16 protein-coding genes are annotated in these 19970 nt (G+C 41.1%); 3 read left to right on the forward strand and 13 right to left on the reverse strand.

What is annotated here, in order from left to right; all coding sequences use genetic code 11:
* Window positions 1-85 precede the first annotated feature (85 nt).
* Both CVT08_RS08630 and CVT08_RS08635 read left to right on the forward strand, forming a co-directional pair.
* The gene (locus CVT08_RS08630) at window positions 86-1387 is read left to right on the forward strand and encodes an MFS transporter (protein ID WP_107855757.1); all 1302 of its coding nucleotides are present in this window, start codon (window positions 86-88) and stop codon (window positions 1385-1387) included.
* Window positions 1384-2523 (forward strand): NAD(P)/FAD-dependent oxidoreductase, encoded by a 1140-nt coding sequence (locus tag CVT08_RS08635; RefSeq protein WP_107855756.1) that lies wholly within the window; start codon window positions 1384-1386, stop codon window positions 2521-2523. Before CVT08_RS08630 ends, CVT08_RS08635 begins: the two co-directional genes overlap by 4 nt.
* A gap of 47 nt (window positions 2524-2570) precedes the next feature.
* On the opposite strand, the gene carB is transcribed toward CVT08_RS08635, so the two are convergent.
* The 12 genes from carB to CVT08_RS08695 all read right to left on the reverse strand — a co-directional run bounded on the left by carB (window position 2571) and on the right by CVT08_RS08695 (window position 16036).
* Window positions 2571-5834, reverse strand: coding sequence for a carbamoyl-phosphate synthase large subunit (carB, locus tag CVT08_RS08640; RefSeq protein WP_107855755.1), 3264 nt, complete (start codon window positions 5832-5834; stop codon window positions 2571-2573).
* Window positions 5834-6589, reverse strand: coding sequence for a rod shape-determining protein MreC (mreC, locus tag CVT08_RS08645; RefSeq protein WP_087583513.1), 756 nt, complete (start codon window positions 6587-6589; stop codon window positions 5834-5836). The genes carB and mreC overlap by 1 nt, the downstream gene beginning before the upstream one ends.
* The gene (locus CVT08_RS08650) at window positions 6579-7616 is read right to left on the reverse strand and encodes a rod shape-determining protein (RefSeq protein ID WP_002939972.1); all 1038 of its coding nucleotides are present in this window, start codon (window positions 7614-7616) and stop codon (window positions 6579-6581) included. The genes mreC and CVT08_RS08650 overlap by 11 nt, the downstream gene beginning before the upstream one ends.
* A gap of 9 nt (window positions 7617-7625) precedes the next feature.
* Entirely contained in the window at window positions 7626-8858 is a 1233-nt protein-coding gene (gene clpX / locus CVT08_RS08655; RefSeq protein WP_103642398.1) for an ATP-dependent Clp protease ATP-binding subunit ClpX, read from the reverse strand.
* Window positions 8858-9646 (reverse strand): acyl-ACP--UDP-N-acetylglucosamine O-acyltransferase, encoded by a 789-nt coding sequence (gene lpxA / locus CVT08_RS08660; protein ID WP_103607779.1) that lies wholly within the window; start codon window positions 9644-9646, stop codon window positions 8858-8860. The genes clpX and lpxA overlap by 1 nt, the downstream gene beginning before the upstream one ends.
* A gap of 26 nt (window positions 9647-9672) precedes the next feature.
* A complete protein-coding gene (gene fabZ / locus CVT08_RS08665; protein ID WP_107855754.1) occupies window positions 9673-10119 on the reverse strand; it encodes a 3-hydroxyacyl-ACP dehydratase FabZ in 447 nt (148 codons plus the stop codon).
* A 110-nt stretch (window positions 10120-10229) separates the two neighbouring features.
* On the reverse strand, window positions 10230-11306 hold the full coding sequence (locus tag CVT08_RS08670; protein ID WP_107855753.1) for an epoxyqueuosine reductase QueH: 1077 nt from the start codon (window positions 11304-11306) through the stop codon (window positions 10230-10232).
* 26 nt (window positions 11307-11332) lie between these two features.
* Window positions 11333-12082 (reverse strand): ATP-binding cassette domain-containing protein, encoded by a 750-nt coding sequence (locus tag CVT08_RS08675; RefSeq protein WP_107860945.1) that lies wholly within the window; start codon window positions 12080-12082, stop codon window positions 11333-11335.
* Window positions 12079-12759, reverse strand: a complete 681-nt coding sequence (locus CVT08_RS08680) for an ATP-binding cassette domain-containing protein (protein WP_107855751.1) — start codon at window positions 12757-12759, stop codon at window positions 12079-12081. Before CVT08_RS08680 ends, CVT08_RS08675 begins: the two co-directional genes overlap by 4 nt.
* The gene (locus tag CVT08_RS08685) at window positions 12756-13556 is read right to left on the reverse strand and encodes an ABC transporter permease (RefSeq protein WP_107855750.1); all 801 of its coding nucleotides are present in this window, start codon (window positions 13554-13556) and stop codon (window positions 12756-12758) included. Before CVT08_RS08685 ends, CVT08_RS08680 begins: the two co-directional genes overlap by 4 nt.
* Window positions 13553-14491 carry an ABC transporter permease gene (locus CVT08_RS08690; protein ID WP_107855749.1) on the reverse strand — a complete coding sequence of 313 codons (939 nt, stop codon included), beginning with the start codon at window positions 14489-14491 and terminating at the stop codon, window positions 13553-13555. Before CVT08_RS08690 ends, CVT08_RS08685 begins: the two co-directional genes overlap by 4 nt.
* A gap of 12 nt (window positions 14492-14503) precedes the next feature.
* The gene (locus CVT08_RS08695; RefSeq protein WP_107855748.1) at window positions 14504-16036 is read right to left on the reverse strand and encodes an ABC transporter substrate-binding protein; all 1533 of its coding nucleotides are present in this window, start codon (window positions 16034-16036) and stop codon (window positions 14504-14506) included.
* Window positions 16037-16211: 175 nt separating this feature from the next.
* Here CVT08_RS08695 and CVT08_RS08700 point away from each other — a divergent pair, with 175 nt between their 5' ends.
* The gene (locus tag CVT08_RS08700) at window positions 16212-19532 is read left to right on the forward strand and encodes a DUF748 domain-containing protein (RefSeq protein ID WP_107855885.1); all 3321 of its coding nucleotides are present in this window, start codon (window positions 16212-16214) and stop codon (window positions 19530-19532) included.
* Here the strand turns inward: CVT08_RS08700 and CVT08_RS08705 are convergent.
* Window positions 19529-19933: a hypothetical protein gene (locus CVT08_RS08705; protein ID WP_103598422.1), complete on the reverse strand. Its 405-nt coding sequence runs from the start codon at window positions 19931-19933 to the stop codon at window positions 19529-19531. The genes CVT08_RS08700 and CVT08_RS08705 overlap by 4 nt on opposite strands.
* Window positions 19934-19970: the final 37 nt, after the last annotated feature.

Below are 19970 nucleotides of genomic sequence, written 5' to 3' on the forward strand. Positions count from 1 at the left end.
TATTTTACATAAAAGTAGATTAAATTTTTAAATTTAGATTAGTGTTAAAATGATAAAATTAAGGCTTTTAAACGAAGGGAAATTTATGTTAAAAAGTGTTTTGCCACTATCTTTTATCATCGCAAGCAGATTTTTAGGTCTTTTTATCGTCCTGCCAGTTCTTAGCCTCTATGCCCTAAATTTAGAGGGCGCGAACGAATTTTTAGTGGGGCTAATAGTAGGCGTCTATGCGATCTCACAGATGATATTTCAAGTACCTTTTGGCGCACTCTCAGACAAGATAGGCCGCAAAAAAGCCCTAACCATAGGCCTTTTGGTCTTTGTAGTAGGCTCTATCGTCTGCGCTCTAGCAAGCGACATCTACACTATGCTATTTGGCAGGTTTTTGCAAGGCATCGGAGCGGTCGGAGCAGTGGCAACAGCGATGATAAGCGACTTTGTAACAGAAGAAAACCGCTCAAAAGCCATGGCGATCATGGGGGCTTTTATAGGGCTTAGCTTTACGCTTTCTATGGTGCTTGGGCCGCTACTTGCTAGAAGCTACGGCCTATCAAGCCTCTTTTACTTTAGCGCCGCACTTAGCCTACTTTGCGTGGTGCTACTCTACACCGTCGTGCCAAAAGAGATAAAAGTGAGCGAAAAGGCCGAGAAAGTGCCATTTGGCAAGCTCTTTTTACAAAAAGACTATATGATCATAAATTTCACCTCTTTTATGCAAAAAATGCTTACAAGTATCGCATTCTTGGCGATCCCGATCATATTAGTAAAAGAGTATGGCTATGAAAGTGGTGAGCTTTACAAGGTCTATACGCTTGGCGCCGTGCTTGGCTTTTTGGCTATGGGGCTGGCTGGATTTTTAGGCGACGGCAAGGGACTTAGCAAGGTCATCTTGATAGCTGGCACGCTGCTTTTTGGGCTAACCTACGCCATTTTTGCCTTTAGCTTTACGCTTTTTGTCTTTGTGCTTGGCGTGGCAATATTTTTCGTTGGCTTTAACATGCACGAGCCCATCATGCAATCAACCGCGACCAAGTTTGTAAAATCCTCACAAAAAGGCACCGCTCTTGGCGTTTTTAACTCATTTGGCTACCTTGGCAGCTTCGCTGGAGGCGCCGTTGGCGGATATGTCCTGCACGCATTTGACTTTAAAACGCTAGCCATCATCTGCGTGGTGCTTTGCGTGATCTGGCTTGTTTTGCTATTTAGCTTGAGTGATCCAAGAATCTTTAAAAATATCTACCTAAGCCCAGAAGCGAGCTTAAATTTAGAGCTTCTAAACAGCCAAAAAGGCGTGGTGGATTATTACAAAAACGAGAAAAATCAAGTGATCAAATTTGACTCTCGCCTAACAAGCGAGGCGGCTTTAAAAGAGAGCTTGAAGTTTTGATCTACGACGTCATCATCGTTGGTGCTGGCGCTAGCGGGCTCTTTTTAGGGGCAAATTTAAAAGGCAAAAAGGTTGCCATTTTAGAGAAAAACAGCAGCGCTGGCAAAAAAATCTTAGCAAGCGGTGGCGGTAGATGCAACATCACAAACCGCTTTGTAAGCGCCAAAAACTACCTTGGCAAGCAAAAAATTATAGAGCAAATTTTAAAAGTACTAAACCCTGATCAAGTTTTGAAATTTTTTGGTGAGCTTAAATTTAGCGAGCAAAAGCAAAATCAATTTTTCTGTGATAGCGGCGCAAAGAGTGTTTTGAGCCTGCTTTTAAAAAGGCAAAATGCAGAGATTTTTTATAACAAAGAGGTTGCCGGCGCTAAAAAAGTAGATGAAATTTTTGAAATTTTGACAAAAGATGAGAAATTTAGAGCTAGAAATTTAGTCGTCGCAAGTGGCGGACTAAGCTACAAAGCACTTGGCGCAAGCGATGTTGGCTACAAGGTAGCTAGCGAATTTGGCCTTGAGCTCTCAATGCCTGCCCCAGCCCTTGTTGGCTTTAGCGTGCAAAAAGATGAGTTTTGGTTTAAAGAGCTTAGCGGCGTTAGTCTAAGCGCAGAGGTAGTGATAAACGCCAAAAACGATAGCCGTAAATTTATCGGCGACTTGCTTTTTACACATAGGGGCGTAAGTGGCCCAGCGATACTAAATGCCTCACTCTTTTGGCAAAATGGGCGAATTTGCATAAATTTTTTGCCTAAATTTAGTGAGAAAAATTTAGTAAATGGCAAAAAACAGCTTAGCTCGGTTTTGCCTTTGCCAAAGAGATTTGTGCTGGAGTTTTTAAGAAATTTTGGCTTAAAAGATAGAGCTTATTATGAATTTAGTGATGATGAAAAAAGCATCATAAAAAGGCTTTTTGCTTACGAGTTTGCCCCAGCTGGGACATTTGGCTTTGAAAGGGCTGAAGTTACAAAAGGTGGCGTGAAAACTAATTTTTTAGATGAAAATTTAGAGAGTAAAAGTGTAAAAGGAATTTATTTTATAGGTGAAGTTTTAGATATTACCGGTATGCTTGGCGGATATAACCTACATCTAGCCTTTGCAAGCGCTTTAAAGGTTGCTAGCGCTTTAAAAAATAGCTAAAAATCAGAGTGAAATTTAGCTAGTGGCAGCCAAAACTGCCACTAAATTTAATATTTCTCGCTTAGATACTCTTGTAAGCTTTTTACCTCAAGTGCTTTGCCAGTTTGAACTGTGCTTAGCGACTTGGCAGCTGCGAGTGCTGCACGGATCGTTGTAAAATATGGAATTTTAAATCTAAGTACATTTTGGCGGATCTTTTTGCCGTCATCCACGCTTGATTTTGTATCGCTTGTATTTATAACAAGTGCTATGTCGCCATTTTTTAGTCTATCTTCGACGTTTGGTCTGCCCTCGCTTATCTTATAGACAAACTCGGCTTCGACGCCAGCTTCGGTTAAAATTTTATGCGTTCCACCAGTTGCGATGACGCTAAAGCCAAGCGCTATGAGATCTCTTGCAAGGTCTGGTGCGTAAGATTTATCAGCGTCAGCTAGCGTTAAAAATACCCTGCCTTTGCTTGGCAAAGTGTTGCTCGCAGCGATCTGGCTCTTTGCAAATGAGCTTGCAAAGTCGTGGCTGATACCCATGACCTCGCCCGTGCTCTTCATCTCAGGGCCAAGGATGAGATCGGCGCCACTTAGCTTGTTAAACGGCAGCACGCACTCTTTTACGCTAACATGCGAGCTCACACGAGGTTTTAAGATGTCGCCATCTTCATAAACGACCTTGTAATCATCATAAAATTTAAGTGCCTCACGTAAATTTCCCTGCCACATAACTCTTGTCGCCACCTTTGCCATAGGCACGCCAGTGGCCTTGCTCACAAATGGCACAGTCCTGCTCGCGCGAGGATTTACCTCGATCATATAAAGCTCGTTTTCATAGATGGCAAACTGGATATTCATAAGGCCAACAACGCCTAAATTTAGCGCGATATCTCTGGTTTGCCTCTCCACTTTTTTTATCATTTCATCACTTAAGCTTATCGGTGGCAATATGCAAGCTGAGTCTCCAGAGTGAATTCCAGCCTCCTCGATATGCTCCATTATCGCACCTATATAGACCTCTTTGCCGTCACATATCGCGTCCACGTCGAGCTCTTTTGCGTCTTGTAAAAATTTATCAAGTAGCACTGGCGAGTGGTTGCTAACCTTTACCGCCTCGCTCATATACTCTTTTAGCTCACTCTCGTTATGCACCCTTCTCATTGCTCTACCACCTAAAACGTAGCTTGGACGAACAAGCACTGGGTAGCCGATAGTAGCAGCCTTTTGCAAGGCTTCTTCTAGGCTAGTGGCGGTGTCATTTTTAGGCTGAAGGACGCCTATTTTATTTATAAATTCGCTAAATTTCTTTCTATCTTCGGCCACGTCGATCACTCTTGCGGTTGTGCCGATGATCTTAGCGCCGATCACGCTTAGGCGTTTTGCAAATTTAAGCGGAGTTTGACCGCCAAAATGCACGATCACGCCGTCTGGCTTTTCACGCTCGATGACTGATCTAACGTGCTCAAAATCGATCGGCTCAAAATACAAAATATCGCTGGTGTCGTAGTCGGTTGAGACGGTTTCTGGGTTGCAGTTGTACATTATCGTTTTTATGCCAAGGTCTCTTAGGGCGTAGCTTGCATGCACGCAGCAGTAGTCAAACTCTATGCCCTGGCCGATCCTATTTGGTCCGCCGCCTATTATCATCACTTTTTTAGCGTCTTTTACAGGTTCTTTTTTAGGAAATTTAGTGATATTTGTGGTTGAGTAAAGATACGGAGTGAGCGCCTTAAACTCGCCCGCACAAGTATCAACCTCGTTGTATTCAAGCTCGATGCCAAGCTTTTGCCTAGCAAAATAGATATCATTTTGGCTAAGCTCAAGATCGTCTTTTTCATTTATAAGCACAGCTATCATCTTGTCTGAAAAGCCCATACTTTTGGCCTCTCGCAGTAGCTCTTCGTTGTTTAAGATATCCATGTCGATCTTATCTTCAAATTTAACTATCTCATAAATTTGCTCCAAAAACCAAGGATCGATCTTGCTAAACTCATGCACCTCAGCCACACTAAAGCCATCTCTAAAAGCTTGTGCTAGATATAAAATTCTTCTCTCATTTGCATTTCTGATGCCATAAATCAAAGCGTTTTTCTCTAGGCTAAGGCTATTAAATCCGCAAAGATCACGCTCTAGGCTACAAAGCGCCTTTTGGATACTCTCTTTAAATGTCCTACCTATCGCCATAACCTCGCCAACTGACTTCATCGCAGTGCCTAGATATGGGTTTGATCCTGGGAATTTCTCAAATGTAAAGCGTGGGATCTTTGTCACGATATAATCAATCACCGGCTCAAAGCTAGCAGGCGTGCCAGTGATGTCGTTTTTGATCTCATCTAGGCTAAAACCAACTGCTAGAAGTGTCGCGACCTTTGCGATAGGGTAGCCAGTAGCTTTACTGGCAAGCGCCGAGCTTCGGCTAACGCGTGGGTTCATCTCGATAACGATCATACGGCCAGTTTTTGGGTCTATGGCAAACTGCACGTTGCTGCCGCCAGTATCAACGCCTATCTCGCGAAGTATGGCAAAGCTAGCGTCACGCATAGCCTGATACTCTTTATCTGTGAGTGTGAGTGCTGGTGCGACTGTGATGCTATCTCCTGTATGCACGCCCATTGGGTCGAAATTTTCGATCGAGCAGACGATGATGCAGTTGTCATTTCTATCTCTGATGACCTCCATCTCGTACTCTTTCCAGCCAAGCAAGCTCTCTTCTATCAAAATTTCATGTATCGGGCTTGCATCAAGGCCGGTGTTGGCTAGCTCTTTAAATTCGTCCATATTATAAGCCACACCACTTCCTGCGCCACCAAGCGTGTAGCTAGCTCTTATGATGAGTGGAAAGCCTATCTCGTTTGCCGCATTTAGCGCGTCGTCCATATTGTAGGCATATCTACTCTCAGGCAAGTCCATGCCGATCTTTTGCATAGTCGCTTTAAAAATTTGTCTATCTTCGCCCTTTTTTATCGCTTCTGGGTTTGCACCAAGAAATTTAACATCCTTTAAAAGGCCGCTCTCAAAGACCTCCATAGCGGCATTTAGCGCCACTTGACCGCCCATAGTTGGCAAGATAGCATCAATATTTTCTTTTTCGATGATCTTTAAAATGCTATCTTTTGTGATAGGCTCTATATACGTTGCGTCAGCGAAATTTGGGTCAGTCATAATGGTGGCTGGGTTTGAGTTGATGAGCACTACGCGGTATCCAAGCTCTTTTAGCGTCTTGGCTGCTTGCGTGCCTGAGTAGTCAAATTCGCAGGCTTGACCGATGACGATAGGGCCTGAGCCGATTAGTAAAATGGTATTTATATCTGTTCTTTTTGGCATCATTTTTCCTTTGTTACAACGTATAGGTAGTTTGGTATGTTTAGCTTCGCATAGGGCTCAACTATCACGCTTTGATAGGAGCTCTCTTTTAAAATTTTACTCACGCGCCCTACTGGCACTCCACTAAAAAATATCCCGTCAAGCCCGCTCGTAAAGACCTCGTCGCCCTCTTTTGGGCTGAGCCATTGTGGGATAAATTTCACCATTATTTGGCCTTGATTTCCATGCGCGACGCCTGGAATTTTCTCATTTCCTATATAGACTGCAAATATACTTTTTGGGTCATTTTGCAAGTAAGCTAGTGGCTTGCCGTCTTTTGCAATGACGATGCCAGCACTGCTTCCTTGATATATGAGACCGTAAATTTTATTTGGGTCGTATCCTTCAAACTCGCTTATCCAAATTTTATTATAATCCCCGATATGCACGTAACTAAGCCCTTTTACTAGCTTTACAGCTGGGGCGTAAGCGGTTGAGTTTTTATCTTTTAAAATTTGATTTAGCTCGTTTGCAAAAGTAGATAGAAGCGTGGCTGAACGCTCTAGCTCTTTGTTTTGCGCTCTTAGCCTTTCTATCTCGCTAGCCTGCCTAAAATATTCATTTATATAATCTTTCACGCTTTTGGCAAAATTGTCATATGAATTTATAGCGTAGTTGCTAAATTTGATAGAGATGTTGCTTAAAATTTCGCCCTTAAACATCGAAGCGCCAGCAAGCAACGCTATAAAAACAAAAAGAACAATCTTACTCTTCATTTGTTAGCTGTTGTAAAAGTCCGATCTCTTGAAGTGCCTTGCCTGTACCCCTAGCAACAGCAAGAAGCGGCTCATCAGCTACAAATACTGGAAGTTTAACGATATCAGATAAGAACTTATCAAGCCCTCTAATAAGCGCCCCACCGCCAGTTAGCACGATACCAGTCTCCACAATATCGCCGGCAAGATCAGGCGGCATCATCTCAAGCACGGTTTTAAGCGCGTCTGCGATCTCTTTTAGCGGCTCTCTCATCGCCTCTCTCACATCCTCGCTTGTTAGCTCAACCCTGCTTAAAAGACCGCTCACTTGGTCGCGTCCTTTTACCACTACGCTTAGCTCTTTTTCAAGCTGCACAGCAGAGCCCACAGCGATCTTTATCTCCTCGCCTGTTCTCTCGCCTATTAGTAAGTTGTATTTTTCTTTTATGTAATTAACTATGCTGCTATCTATCTTATCGCCAGCTGTGCGGATAGATTTTGATATTACCAGACCACCAAGTGAGACGACACCGATCTCAGTCGTACCACCGCCGATATCAACTACAAGGTTGCCTTGTGGCTCGCGAACTGGTAAATTTGCTCCGATAGCTGCTGCCATAGGCTCTTCTATCAAAAATACCTCTCTTGCACCAGCACTTAATGCGCTCTCTCTAACAGCCTTTCTCTCAACCTGAGTAAGTCCGTAAGGAACTGAGATGATGATCCTTGGGCGTAAGAAATTTTTCCTTCTATGAGTCTTTTCTATAAAGTAGCGTATCATCCTCTCTGTCATGTCAAAGTCCGCGATAACGCCATCTCTCATCGGTCTTATCGCCTCGATGTCGCCAGGAGTTTTTCCCACCATCTCTTTTGCAGCGTGGCCGACTGCTAGAATTTTTTGTTTTCCATATTTTTCACGTCTTACTGCAACAACCGATGGTTCATTTATGATTATTCCCTTATCTTTTACTAAAACCAAAGTGTTTGCCGTACCTAAATCTATACCCATATCACTTGAGAAAAAACCTATAACCTGATCTAAAAACATCTATTTCCTTTACGCTGTTAATTTATTGTGCTTTACCAAAATCGGCTTTGCCTTGTCTTTTACCGTCTCTTTTGAGATCACGATATCGTAGTCTTTTAGCTCTGGCAGATCATACATTATATCTGTCATAAGCTCTTCCATTATGCTTCTAAGCCCTCTTGCTCCAGTCTTTCGCTCGATAGCAAGGCTCGCTATCTCTTCAAGCGCCTCATCATCAAATTTAAGTGTAGCACCATCGATCGCACAGAGCTTTTGATATTGTTTTAATATCGCATTTTTTGGCTCGGTCAAAATTTTAACCATATCCTCTTTTGTTATCTCATTTAAAGTAGCCACCACGTGAAGTCTGCCGATGAGCTCTGGGATGAGGCCGTATTTTACAAGATCGTCTGGCTCAAGCAAGCTTAGTAAATTTTCTTTTTCATTTTTGCCACGTTTTTCTTGGTTAAAACCAAGTACATTTTTGCCAACCCTGCGCTCTATGATGTCAAGAAGTCCGTCAAATGCACCGCCGCAAACAAATAAGATATTTGTCGTATCTATCTGGATAAAGTCTTGGTTTGGATGCTTTCTGCCGCCTTTTGGTGGGATATTTACAACACTTCCTTCGATGATCTTTAAAAGTGCTTGCTGCACGCCCTCACCTGAAACGTCTCTTGTGATGCTTCTGTTTTCGCTCATCCTAGCGATCTTGTCGATCTCATCTACAAAAACAATGCCCTGCTCTGCCTTTTTCACGTCGCCATTTGCAGCTTGCAAGAGCCTTGTAAGGATATTTTCAACGTCCTCGCCGACATATCCAGCCTCAGTTAGGCTTGTCGCGTCGCAAATCGCGATAGGCACGTCAAGAAATCTCGCCAAAGTCTGAGCCATCAACGTCTTGCCGCTTCCAGTTGGACCAACAAGCAAGATGTTTGACTTTGAAATTTCAGTGTCGTCTTTGATGTCGCTTTGTTTAAAAATTCTCTTATAGTGGTTATATACGCCGACGCTAAAGACCTTTTTAGCCCTATCTTGGCCGATCACGTAGTTATCAAGTACCGCTTTTAGCTCCTTTGGAGTGAGCTTTTGATACTCTATCGCCTCATCGTTTTTACTCTCTTCTACACTCGTGTCACCATGTATCATGTCGTATGCGGCACTGATGCAATACTCGCATATATAGGCGTTTCCTTCGATATCTGCCAATAACCTTCTCTCAGCAGACTCAGCCTCGCCACAAAAATTACACTTTCTAGCCATTAATCTCTTCCTTTTGCAAGCGGAATTCCTCTTGTCGTTTCTAATATAAATTTACACATTTTTTTAACATTTTCGTCGCTGGTTTTTGCGATCAGCTCGTTTGCTTGATCTTTTAGACTGATGCCTTGATTAAACAAAAATTTATAAGCGCGAACAAGCTCTTCAACCTGCTCTTTGTCAAATCTACGTCTGATACCAACTAAATTTAAGCTTCTTATATAGGCTCTGTTGCCCTCAGCTAGGCAAAATGGCACTACATCTTGACTTAGCGCACTTGCTCCTGCGACCATGCAGCTTTCCCCAACTCTAACAAACTGATGAATAGGCGTAAGACCGCCCACAACAGCGTAGTCACCAAGCTCGACGTGGCCTGCTAGAGTTGCGTTATTTGCCAAAATGACGTTATTGCCGATGATACAGTCGTGTGCGATGTGAGAATATGCCATGATAAAGGCGTTATCGCCGATCCTTGTTATACCATCGCCCTTGTGCGTGCCTGAGTTTATCGTGCAAAACTCACGTATAGTTGCGTGCTCGCCGATGATGACGCCAGTATCGACCTCATCTTTATAGCTGATATCTTGCGGGATGTCGCCCACGATGGCGTAGCTAAATACACGAGAGTTATCGCCGATCTTCGTCTTGCCAAGCACCCTTGCGCCTTGTTTTATCGTGACGTTGTTGCCAAGGACCGCATCTTTGCTCACAAATGCGTAGGCCTCGATATTTGCGTCATCTCCTATTATCGCTCCATCTTCTATAACAGCTGTTTGGTGGATATTTTTCATTATTTCTCTTTTTCTTAAGCAAAAGCCTATTTATCGACTATCATCGCTTTAAGTTCAGCCTCGGCGCATAGCATGTCATCGACGTATGCTTTACCCTCAAGCACCCAGATATTGCCTTTGTGTTTTAATACATTTAATCTATACTCTAGCCTATCTCCAGGGCGGACTGGATGGCGAAATTTAGCCCCATCTATGCTCATAAAATAGACCACTTTGTTTTCAATGCCAGCTTGATGCTCGTCACTCATACTCTTAAACGCTAGCACGCCGCCAGCTTGCGCCATACCCTCGATGATCATCACGCCAGGATAGATCGGGTGACCTGGGAAGTGCCCCTGAAATATCGGCTCGCCAATGGTTACATTTTTATAAGCGACGATGTTTTTCGCAGGCTCTAGCTCGACAACTCTATCGATAAGCAAAAATGGAAATCTATGTGGGAGAATTTTTTGAATTTCTACGACGTCTATCACGTTTTAGCCTTAGTAATGTAAATTTTGGCAGATTGTAACAAATTTATACTAAGAAAAAAATTATTAGCCTCTTTTAAAATCTCTGAAATTTAGCCTTAATAGGTCTAAATTTAGCCCTCTAAAACCAAAATTTCTTCGCTGTCGTTGTAAAAAACAGCCTTTGCGTAAATTTCATAGCTGCCCTTTTTGACCTCGTCTAGGATGATGATAGGATTTTGTGAAAACTCCCCGCTTATATTGCGGCGAAATTTCATCTCCGCTCTAAGCTCAAGCGGCTTTTTACAAAGCTCATCAACGCTTTTAAATTTGCTATTTGTAAATTTATTAAAGCGCTCTATACTCATAAATATCGTGCCCTCTTTTAGCTCATCGTCCATTTCGCAGTCAAGCTCCACATTTAGCTTTAAGCTCTCTCTTTTAAAGCCAGAGTAGAGCACAAAGTAGCTTGGCACCACGGCGCTTTGAAATTTTACGCTTGCGCGCAAAAGGCGGTAGTTTAAAAATCGCCTTCTAAAAAGGTGAAATTTCTCACCTCTCGCCTCGCACTCACGCACCTTTTTGTAAAGCGCAAGCCTAGCTTCTATGCTTCCATAAAGTGCTCTTGCGTGTAGTTCGCTCATTAGCTCACTTTGGGGCAAATTTTGCGAGTCACGCTGTTTTTTTAGCGCAAAGACGCAGCCGCAGTAGTTTTGGTGATAGAGCTTGTCTTTTTTAGCGAGGATAAACTGCTCGCTTGTGCCGCCATTTTTTCTATAATCAACCGCAACCACCTCCAAATTTGAGCCAGCCACCGCCTCATCAAGCGCCTTTTTAAGTTGAGAAAAGTCCTTTTTTGGGCTCATCAAAAGTGTCGTTGTGATCTTGCCTAGACCTAGTTCAAGCGCCTTTTTAGCAGAGTCTTTCATGCGAAAATCAAAGCAGTATTCGCACCTTTTGCCCTTTTCTGGTTCATCTTCAAGTCCTTTTGTGCCACCAAGCCACGCTTCGTAGTCGTATTCGCCACATATTAGCTTGATGCCTAGCTTCTCGCAGCTTCGCTTCACGTCCTCAAAACGCAGTAAAAATTCACTATATGGATGTATGTTTGGATCGTAAAAATAGCCTACTATTCGCTCATTTGGGTAATCTTTTCGTAGACGCCCTAAAAAGTAGTGGCTATCGACTGAGCAGCAGATATGAACTAGCAAATTTGACCTTTTTTGCTTGCATTATATCAAAGTTTGCCCTCATAAAATTTAGCCGCGTCGAGGTATTTTTTAAGGACATTTTGGCTTGTGATATCCTCAAATTTACCCCACGCCACTTGCTTGCCAGATTCGATTATTAGCACCTTTTGCGCTATCTTCATCGCACTTAAAATATCGTGCGTTATGAAAATTATGCTGATCTTTTCATCTAGGCTTAAAAGCAAATTTATGATCTTTTGCTTTGTTACGTTGTCAAGTCCGCTTATTATCTCGTCGCAGATTAAAATTTTTGGTTTTGAAAGAAGTGCGAGCAATATCCCAACCCTTGTCGCCTCACCGCCACTTAGTTGTGATGGATATTTGCCTAAAATTTCATCTTTTAAATTTAAATTTCCCATTAGCTCTTTAAGCTCATTTTCGCCAAAGCTAAGCTTAAGATATGATCTTACATGAGCGATCGCGGTTTTTACTTTTAGCGCTGGATTTAGGGCTTGTTTTTGGTTTTGCAAGATATATCTGATATCTTTTTTTAGCTCATTTTTGTCCGTGATCTCTTCATTATTTATATAAATTTTGCCCCCACTTTTTGGCTCGCTAAATGATATAAGCTTTGCAAGCGTGCTTTTGCCACTGCCACTTTGCCCCAAAATGGCTAAATTTTCGCCATCATCAAGCTCGCAACTTACCCCCTCTAAAAGGTGCAAAACTTCAGCTCTAGCGTTAAAATGCTCCTTAAAGCTTAAACTTTTTGAGACGTTTTCAAGCCTGATTTTCACGCATTTTCCTTTAAATTTAACCGCCCATCTCTCATCTGCCAAATTTCATCACTAAGATAGCTTGTCAGCGCCTCATCGTGCGAGATAAAGATGACGCTCATCTTGCCCTTTAAACTCTCTAAGATGCCCGCCACGTGGCTACCGCTAATGCTATCAAGCCCGCTTGTTATCTCGTCGCAGATTAGGATTTTTGGCTTTAAGCAAAGCGCAAGAGCGATCTGCACACGGCTCGCCTCGCCGCCACTTAGCTCGTATGAGTATTTGTGCCAGATGAGATTTGCATTATCTAGCCCAAACTCCCTAAAATAAGCAAATGCAAGCTCTTTATTTGATTTATTATCGCCACCAAGATAGGCGTTAAAGTGATCACCCACGTTTAAGAGCGGATGAAGGCTTGCAACTGAGTTTTGAAAGATGAGCGCAGCGACCTTTTTTCGGTGCTCTTTTAGCTCATTTTGGCTAAGTTTTAAGATATCTTTTTTATAAATGCTAAATTTATCCGCCCTCACTCTAAAATCATCATCAAAAAGCCTTATTAAACTCTTTGCAAAGAGCGATTTGCCACTGCCACTTGCACCCGTGATACCTATAAATTTACCCTCGCTCATGCTAAAATCAAGCTCACGCAAAAGCTTTTTATCCTTATAAAAAACGTTTAAATTTTTAATCTCTATCATATTTTTATATTGCCATTTTTTGAATTTGACGTGATGATCGAGGTTGCAAGGATGAGCAAAAAGAGCGTCACGCCAGGGAAAAGCACCATCCACCAAGAGCCCAGAAAAAGCGCCTCTTTGCTCTCATTTAGCATGATGCCAAGGCTTATTTTATTTGCGTCGCTACCCACGCCAAAAAAGCCAAGCGTGGCCTCCATGACGACCGCGTTTATCGCGTTTATGCCAAAGATGCTAATTATTAAATGCTTTAAATTTGGCAAAATTTCAAAGCAGATAAGGCTAAATTTACTAGCCCCGTTTATCACGGCTTGCTCGGCGTAGTCGCACTTTTTACTAAGTCTTAAATTTTGCATAAAAACTTTTGCGCCCTGCATAAAGGAGCAAATGGCGATGATAAAAGAGGTTATGAGCAGATCTCCGCTACTAAATGAGCTAAAAAGCATGATAAAAACGATGTTTGGGATACTTAAAAAGGCATCAAGTCCCTTGTCAAAAAGGCTCTCGCAAATCCTGCTCTTGCTTGTGCCAAAATACGCGTAGATGAGCGAGAAAAGCGTCGTTAAAAAGCCAGCTAAAAGCAAGATAAGAAGCGAGTTTTTAAGCGCGTAGGCCACTCTTATGAGATTGTCCCTGCCTAGGATGTCAGTGCCAAAGATATGCTCGCTACTTGGGGCTAAATTTACCGCCATAAAATCAGTGAAATTTGGCTCAAATTTAGAAAAAAATGGCGTCACAAAGGCAAATGTGACAAGCACCAAAAAGACAAAACAGGCTAAGAAAAATATGACTTTTCTCATAAATTTCTCTTATCTGCCAAGATAGCGAAAATTTTAGCCAGTAAATTTGCAAAAACGACAAAAACAGCCGTTAGCAAAATGGTCGCAAGTGCGACTGGATAGTCTTTAGCGATGACTGCATCAAGGCTAAGTTTGCCTATGCCCGGAAATGAAAAAATGCTCTCAATAACATATGAGCCAGCAAAAACGCCAGCCACAAGGGTTGCGAAATAATAGACTATATCGGTGCTTGCGTGCTTTATGGCAAAGAGATAAATTTTGCCCCGTCCCAAACCTCTAGCGTGAGCTGTCTGGATAAAGTCAGCATTTAGGCTTTGATTTAGCCTGTCTCTTACAAATTTCACGTTTGCGCCAAGGTGTGGCAAGATGATGGCAAGCGTTGGCAAGATGATAAATTTAGCCCCTACTCCGCTAGATCCTAGCTCGTTTGCGCCAGAGCTTGGCAGCACGTTTAGATAGACGCTAAAGATAGCTATTAGCACTAGTGCTACGTAAAAATGCGGCAATGAAGCTAGTAAAAAGGAGCTAAAATTTATAAAGATATCGGCAAATTTATTTTTATAAATGGCACTTAAAAGCCCCAAAAAAAATGACAAAAAAACTATCAGAAAAAACGAAGCAAAAAATAAGATAAGCGAGTTTAAAAGCCTCTCTTTAATGAGTAAAAAAACGCTTGCTCCACTTACAAAGCTAGTGCCAAAGTCCCCAGTGACAAAGTGAGCCAGCCACCTAAAATACTGCACAAAAAAGCCATCTTTTAGCCCCAAATTTTCTAAAATTTGCTCTTTTACAGCCACGCTCACCGCCTCACTTCGCAAAAACATCGCGTCAGTGACATTGCCTGGCAAAAAATATATGAGCAAAAATAGAAAAAATGAGATAAAAAACAGCAACCCAAGGCTTGAGATCGCTGTTTTTAAAATGGCTCTAAACAAAGTTTTTATCCACTATTTTACTTGCCACTCTCTTATGTTCCATAAAAATCCAGCCCCATGGTGGCCTAAAATTTGCGTCTTTATGCCTGAAATTTTGTTGTTAAAAACGAGCGGATAGTCAAGATAGGCTATAAAAATGTAAGGTGGATTTTCAAAAAGCGCTTTTAGAAATTCTTTGTAGTATTTTTTCCTAAGCTCCACGTCCTTTGTATATCTCGCGTTTTTTAAGGCAAGATCGACGTTTGCGTCCTTGTAGTGGCTAAAGTTCCAGCCATTTTCATTGACATCGATGTCGGCAAATCCGCCAAAAATTCTATATGTGTGAAAGTCTGGATCAAATGGGCTTCCCCAGCCGATCACGAAGCTATCTACCTTGCTTATGCTAAAGGCTGTTCTTGGCTTTGCGTAGGCTTTGGCTCTCACGCCAAATTTCTCAAACTCGCTGCTTAAAATTTTAGCTAGATTGATCCTTAAAACATCGTTATTAAAGGCGTAGATATCAAAGCCAAGCTCTTTGCCGTCCTTTTCAAAAAAGCCAGCCTTGTTTTTCTTAAAGCCGCTCTTTTCAAGTAGCTCCCTAGCCTTTGCAGGGTCGTAGCTAAATTTAAACTCGCTGTCATTTGCAAAGCTTTTTTCTATCGGATTATTCGCTACGCTTGCATATCCGTGAAATAAGCTTTTAACGATCTCATCTTTATTTACGGCGTAGTTTAGGGCTATCCTTACATTTTTATCTTGAAAAAGAGGATCTTCAAAGTTAAACATCAAAGCCCTATAATCCGCGCTTTTAAATTTAAGCAAGCTAAGTTTTTTATCATCTTTTATGAAATTTACCCCTGTTGGAGAGATGAGTGCGACGTCGATCTCACCGCTTTTTAGGCCCACAAGTCTTAAATTTTCATCGCCAACAATTTTAAAAAATACCTTTTTGATCTTTGGCTCGCCTTTATAAAATTTCTCATTTGCCGCAAATTCCAAGCTCTCATCCTTTTTCCATTTTACAAGCTTGTATGCACCAGTGCCGATAGGCGCGTCGTTAAATTTATCAGTTGCGATATCTTTACCCTTTAAAATGTGCTCAGGCAAAACGCCAAAGCTAAGCGCGTCAAGAAACGGCGGAAATGGCTCGCTAAGCGTGATCTTAACTTTATAATCACCCAAAATTTCAACGCTTTCTACCACCTCGTAGTTTGAGATAGCAGGGGCGTTTAGCTTCTTATCTTGAGCCGCTTCGATGGTAAATTTAACGTCCTTTGCGCTAAATTTCACCCCATCATGCCAAAACGCATCATCTCTTAGCTCAAAAATATACTCCAATCCATCATCACTCACCTGCCAAGACTTCGCAAGCTCAGGCACAAGCGCACTATTTTCATCGTGGCTCGTAAGTCCCGAGAAAACTAGCGAAAGCGTAGGATCGTGGTCCTCGTCATAAAGTGGGTTTATGCGAGGTGTTTGCTCCTCGATAGCGACTACAACAGCATTTTCATTTGCATAAGTAAAGGCAGAAAATAACAAAAACAATAAAGCCAAAAATCTCTTCATCACTCGCTCCTTTGTTTAAAAAATATTTGACGAATGGTAATACGAAATGCATAAAAGTATTATTAAGATAAATGTAAATTTAATGTATAGAAAATTTGAAATTTCTAACTATCTTTTAACCTTTTTTAAAGTAAAATCAGGGCTTATTTTAGCTGACAAAAAGGTAAATTTCAAAATGGATAAAAAGAAAAAAATAGCTCTGATCACTGGCATCTGCGTAGTTTCACTTTTGCTTATCTACACGCTACTTGGCTTTTTTGGTCTGCCTTATGCTATCAAAAATATCGCGCCAAAGTACCTAAAAGACTACAACGCAACGCTTTTTGTAAGTGATGCTAAATTTAATCCCTTTACCTTCGAGCTAAACGCTACAAATGCCGAGCTAAACACCACTTCGCCGCTTTTTAGCACGAAGCAGATCGACCTTAAACTAAAACCATTTTCTATCTTTAAAAAGCTAGTTGAGATAGACATTTTTAGGCTAGATGAGCCAAAAGTAAAGATCGCAAGAGACAAAAAGGCAAATTTTAACTTTAGCAATTTTATAAGCGAGGACAACGCAACTAGCGAAGATAACAGCACTAGCTCGATAAATTTCGCACTAAATAACGCAAAAATCATCAAAGGCTCATTTTCGTATAGTGATCAAAATTTAACAAAGCCATTTAACGTAAGTTTTGATGATATAAACTACGAGCTTAGCTCGCTAAATACAAAGAAAAATAGCGCAGGTAGTCACATATTTGACTCAAACTCAAGCCTGGCACACAAGATCGATCTAAATGGCGATATCAAGCTAAATCCACTAAAAATAGAGGGTAACGTCAGCATAAAGGACTTTAGCATAAAGCCAGTTGCGATAAGCTTCATCGACAATGACACGTTAAATCTCAAAAATGCCATTATAAACTTAAAGATAAACTACGCTTTAAATGCCGACGAGAACGCAACTAAGATAAATTTAAAAGATGGCTTTTTAAATGTAAAAGGGCTAAATTTAAACGAGGGCGAAAATAAATTAAGCCTTGGCGAGCTAGAGCTTCCAAAATTTGACATTGATAGCAAGATAGCGGATAAAACGGAGGCTGCGCTAAATTTAAGCGCTATAAATTTAAATGACATCTCTTTTAAAAGTGCTATCGCTGCGAGCGTAAAATCACTAAATTTAAATGAGATCTCGCTGCTTGCAAATTTAAATGAAAAAAGCGAACTAAACGCCACAGCCAAGCTAAAAAGCGTAGGTGCAAACGCTTTAAAAATAGATGAAGCAGATAGGAATTTAGCAAATTTAAAAGATATAAACGCTTCAAATTTAAATCTAAATTTAGTAAATAACAAAACCGCCCTAACGCTTGAAAAAATAGCACTAAACGGCATCAACGCGCCACTTAGCAAAAGTGCAAATGCAAATGTAGCAAGCGCTGGCGTGACAAATACAAGCTTTACAATGGATGGCAACAAGAGCCTTGCGAGCCTTGATGAGCTAAACATAAAAAACATAGAGCTTAAAGCAAAAAATAAAGATATAGCAAGCGTTGCTGATGTGGCGATAAAGAGCATAAGCTTTGATCTTTTAAAAATGGCTCTAAATATCGCTAGTGTCGATGTTAATAAGCCTAAATTTACTTCAGAACTAAACGACAATGGTCTAAGTGCTGTAAGTGAGCTAGGATTTGGCGAGCAGAGCACAAAACCTGCAAAAGCGGCAAAACACACTAAAAAAGTAGAGAAAAAGGTTGAAAATAAAAGCACTTCAAAAAGCAAAGAAAATGAGTTTAAATTTGATGTAAAAAATATAAGTGTAAATAACGCAGACATCATTTTAACGCATCTTTTTGAAGGCGAGAAGATCGCTCATAAATTTGATAATCTTTTTGTAAAAGTAGCAAATTTAAGTAGTGATTTTAGCAAGCCATTTGACGCAAAAGTGGCGATGAAGAGCTCGCAAAAGCTAAATTTGGATGTTGATTCGAAGATAAAGATCGAGCCACTTGATGTAAGCGCTAAAATCAAGCTAAATGATACAAATTTACCAAAGTATTTTGCCTATGCAAAGCCCTTTTTAGAGGCCGATCTAGCTAGTGGACAGCTCGAAAGTAGCGCTGAGATAAGCTACGCAAAAGATATCAAAGCAGACGCAAAAGTTAGCATAAAAGACATAAGGCTAAATGGCAAAAAAGCTGAAAAACTAATCGCCTTTAAAAGCCTAGATCTTGAAAAAATTTCATTTGCCAAAAATGACCTTGCCATAAGCGGAGTGAGCTTAAATTCGCCATTTATCAAGGCTCATCTAAGCAAAGAGCGTAAATTTAACCTATCTCAGATCGTAAAAGAGGATAAAAATAAAGCTAAAACTGAGGCAAAACCTGAGACCAAAAAAATAGCTAGCAAAAAAGAGGGCGAGCTAAAATTTAGCGTGAAAAATTTCTCTCTAAAAAATGGCGAGGTTGATTTCTCGGACGCATCGCTATTTATGCCATTTGCCACAACGATCTCAAAGCTAAATGGCAAGCTCACCGACATCGATAAAAAGCGCCCAAGCTCAGGCGAGTTTCAAGGTGTGGTTGGCAAAAATGGCTTTGCTCAGATCACTGCAAAGCTCTTTCCATTTGAGCTAAAGCAAAATACTGATATAAAGCTTGATTTTAAAGATATCGATCTAGTTAACGTGACACCTTATAGCGGGCAGTTTGTGGGCTATAAGATCAAAAAAGGCAAGCTAAATTTAAACCTAAACTATAGCGTCACCGACTCAAAACTAAATGGCTCAAATTTTATAAATTTTGACTCACTTACACTTGGAGAGAAGGTTGAGTCAAAAGATGCTGTAAATTTACCACTTTCACTTGCTATCTCGATACTTAGCGATCAAAATAATCAAATAAACATCGATCTGCCAGTTGAGGGAAATTTAGACGATCCTGACTTTAAATATGGCGGCGTCATCTGGGCTGCAGTGAAAAAGCTCTTTGCCGACATCACGCTAGCTCCATTTAGATTTTTAGGCAACGCCCTAGGACTTGGCAACAAAGATCTTAGCTCTATTGATTTTCTTGCAGGAAGTAGCGAGCTTATAAGCTCAGAAGCTCCTAAGATAGCTGATTTTATAAAGCTAACTGGCTCAAAACCTAAAATGAAGCTTAGTATAACGCCAACATACTCAAAACTCGATGAGAGCTTTTATAAAAACAAAAAACTAGATCAAAAGATCAATCAAATCATCGCTTCAAGCGGCAAAGACTACATCGCGGTTTTAAATGAGCTTGTGCCAAATTTAAAAGATAGAAGCGAAAAAGCCTTAAGAGAAGAGGCGCTAAAGGGCATCGAGGTCGATAAAGCAAAGCTAGTAGAGCTTGCAAATGAGCGTGCAAATGCGGTAAAAGAGGCACTTATAAAAGCTGGGCTTGAGGCTGGCCGCATAAATATGAACGATGCAACAAGCTCAGAGCCTAAGCAAAACACCTACACAAGCGTACTAATGGGAGTGGCGAACTAAATTTCATTTATTTCGCTGCTTCTTGCATTATAGACAAACCAGCTAAGAAGCATAAGCATCATAAATGCGCCAAAAATAAGGCTTGCGTAAAAATATAAGTTAAAATCAGCTCCGAGCAAATTTGCGTTGTGAAGGGCGATCATGACGCCAGCTAAAGCGATTAAGTAGCCAATTAGCTTGATGATGAAAATTTTTGGATTTACAATGATCAGCAAAAGGCCGCAAAGTATGATGCCAAGGGCTATTTGTAAATTTGAAACGTCAGCTTGAGCGCTTGAGCTAAGTGTTAAAAAGCCAGCTAAAAGTGCCATTAGTATCATTAAAACTGCATAAACCGCCCTGCTTCGTCCAAAGCCATACATAAAGCAAACAAAGCCCTTATTTTGCCTGTTATAATCCATTTTCGCTCCTTTTGGAAGTTTGCTTATTTTAATGCCA

The sequence above is a fragment of the Campylobacter concisus genome (genome assembly GCF_003048835.2).
Lineage (GTDB): Bacteria > Campylobacterota > Campylobacteria > Campylobacterales > Campylobacteraceae > Campylobacter_A > Campylobacter_A concisus_D.

Bases quoted from the DNA above. Each gene is read 5' to 3' on its own strand.
- CVT08_RS08695 (WP_107855748.1), bottom strand. From the start codon at position 16,036: ATGAAGAGATTTTTGGCTTTATTGTTTTTGTTATTTTCTGCCTTTACT.
- lpxA (WP_103607779.1), bottom strand. From the start codon at position 9,646: ATGAAAAATATCCACCAAACAGCTGTTATAGAAGATGGAGCGATAATA.
- CVT08_RS08630 (WP_107855757.1), top strand. From the start codon at position 86: ATGTTAAAAAGTGTTTTGCCACTATCTTTTATCATCGCAAGCAGATTT.
- CVT08_RS08685 (WP_107855750.1), bottom strand. From the start codon at position 13,556: ATGAGAAAAGTCATATTTTTCTTAGCCTGTTTTGTCTTTTTGGTGCTT.
- clpX (WP_103642398.1), bottom strand. From the start codon at position 8,858: ATGGCTAGAAAGTGTAATTTTTGTGGCGAGGCTGAGTCTGCTGAGAGA.
- CVT08_RS08650 (WP_002939972.1), bottom strand. From the start codon at position 7,616: ATGTTTTTAGATCAGGTTATAGGTTTTTTCTCAAGTGATATGGGTATA.
- CVT08_RS08700 (WP_107855885.1), top strand. From the start codon at position 16,212: ATGGATAAAAAGAAAAAAATAGCTCTGATCACTGGCATCTGCGTAGTT.
- mreC (WP_087583513.1), bottom strand. From the start codon at position 6,589: ATGAAGAGTAAGATTGTTCTTTTTGTTTTTATAGCGTTGCTTGCTGGC.
- CVT08_RS08705 (WP_103598422.1), bottom strand. From the start codon at position 19,933: ATGGATTATAACAGGCAAAATAAGGGCTTTGTTTGCTTTATGTATGGC.
- CVT08_RS08680 (WP_107855751.1), bottom strand. From the start codon at position 12,759: ATGATAGAGATTAAAAATTTAAACGTTTTTTATAAGGATAAAAAGCTT.
- carB (WP_107855755.1), bottom strand. From the start codon at position 5,834: ATGCCAAAAAGAACAGATATAAATACCATTTTACTAATCGGCTCAGGC.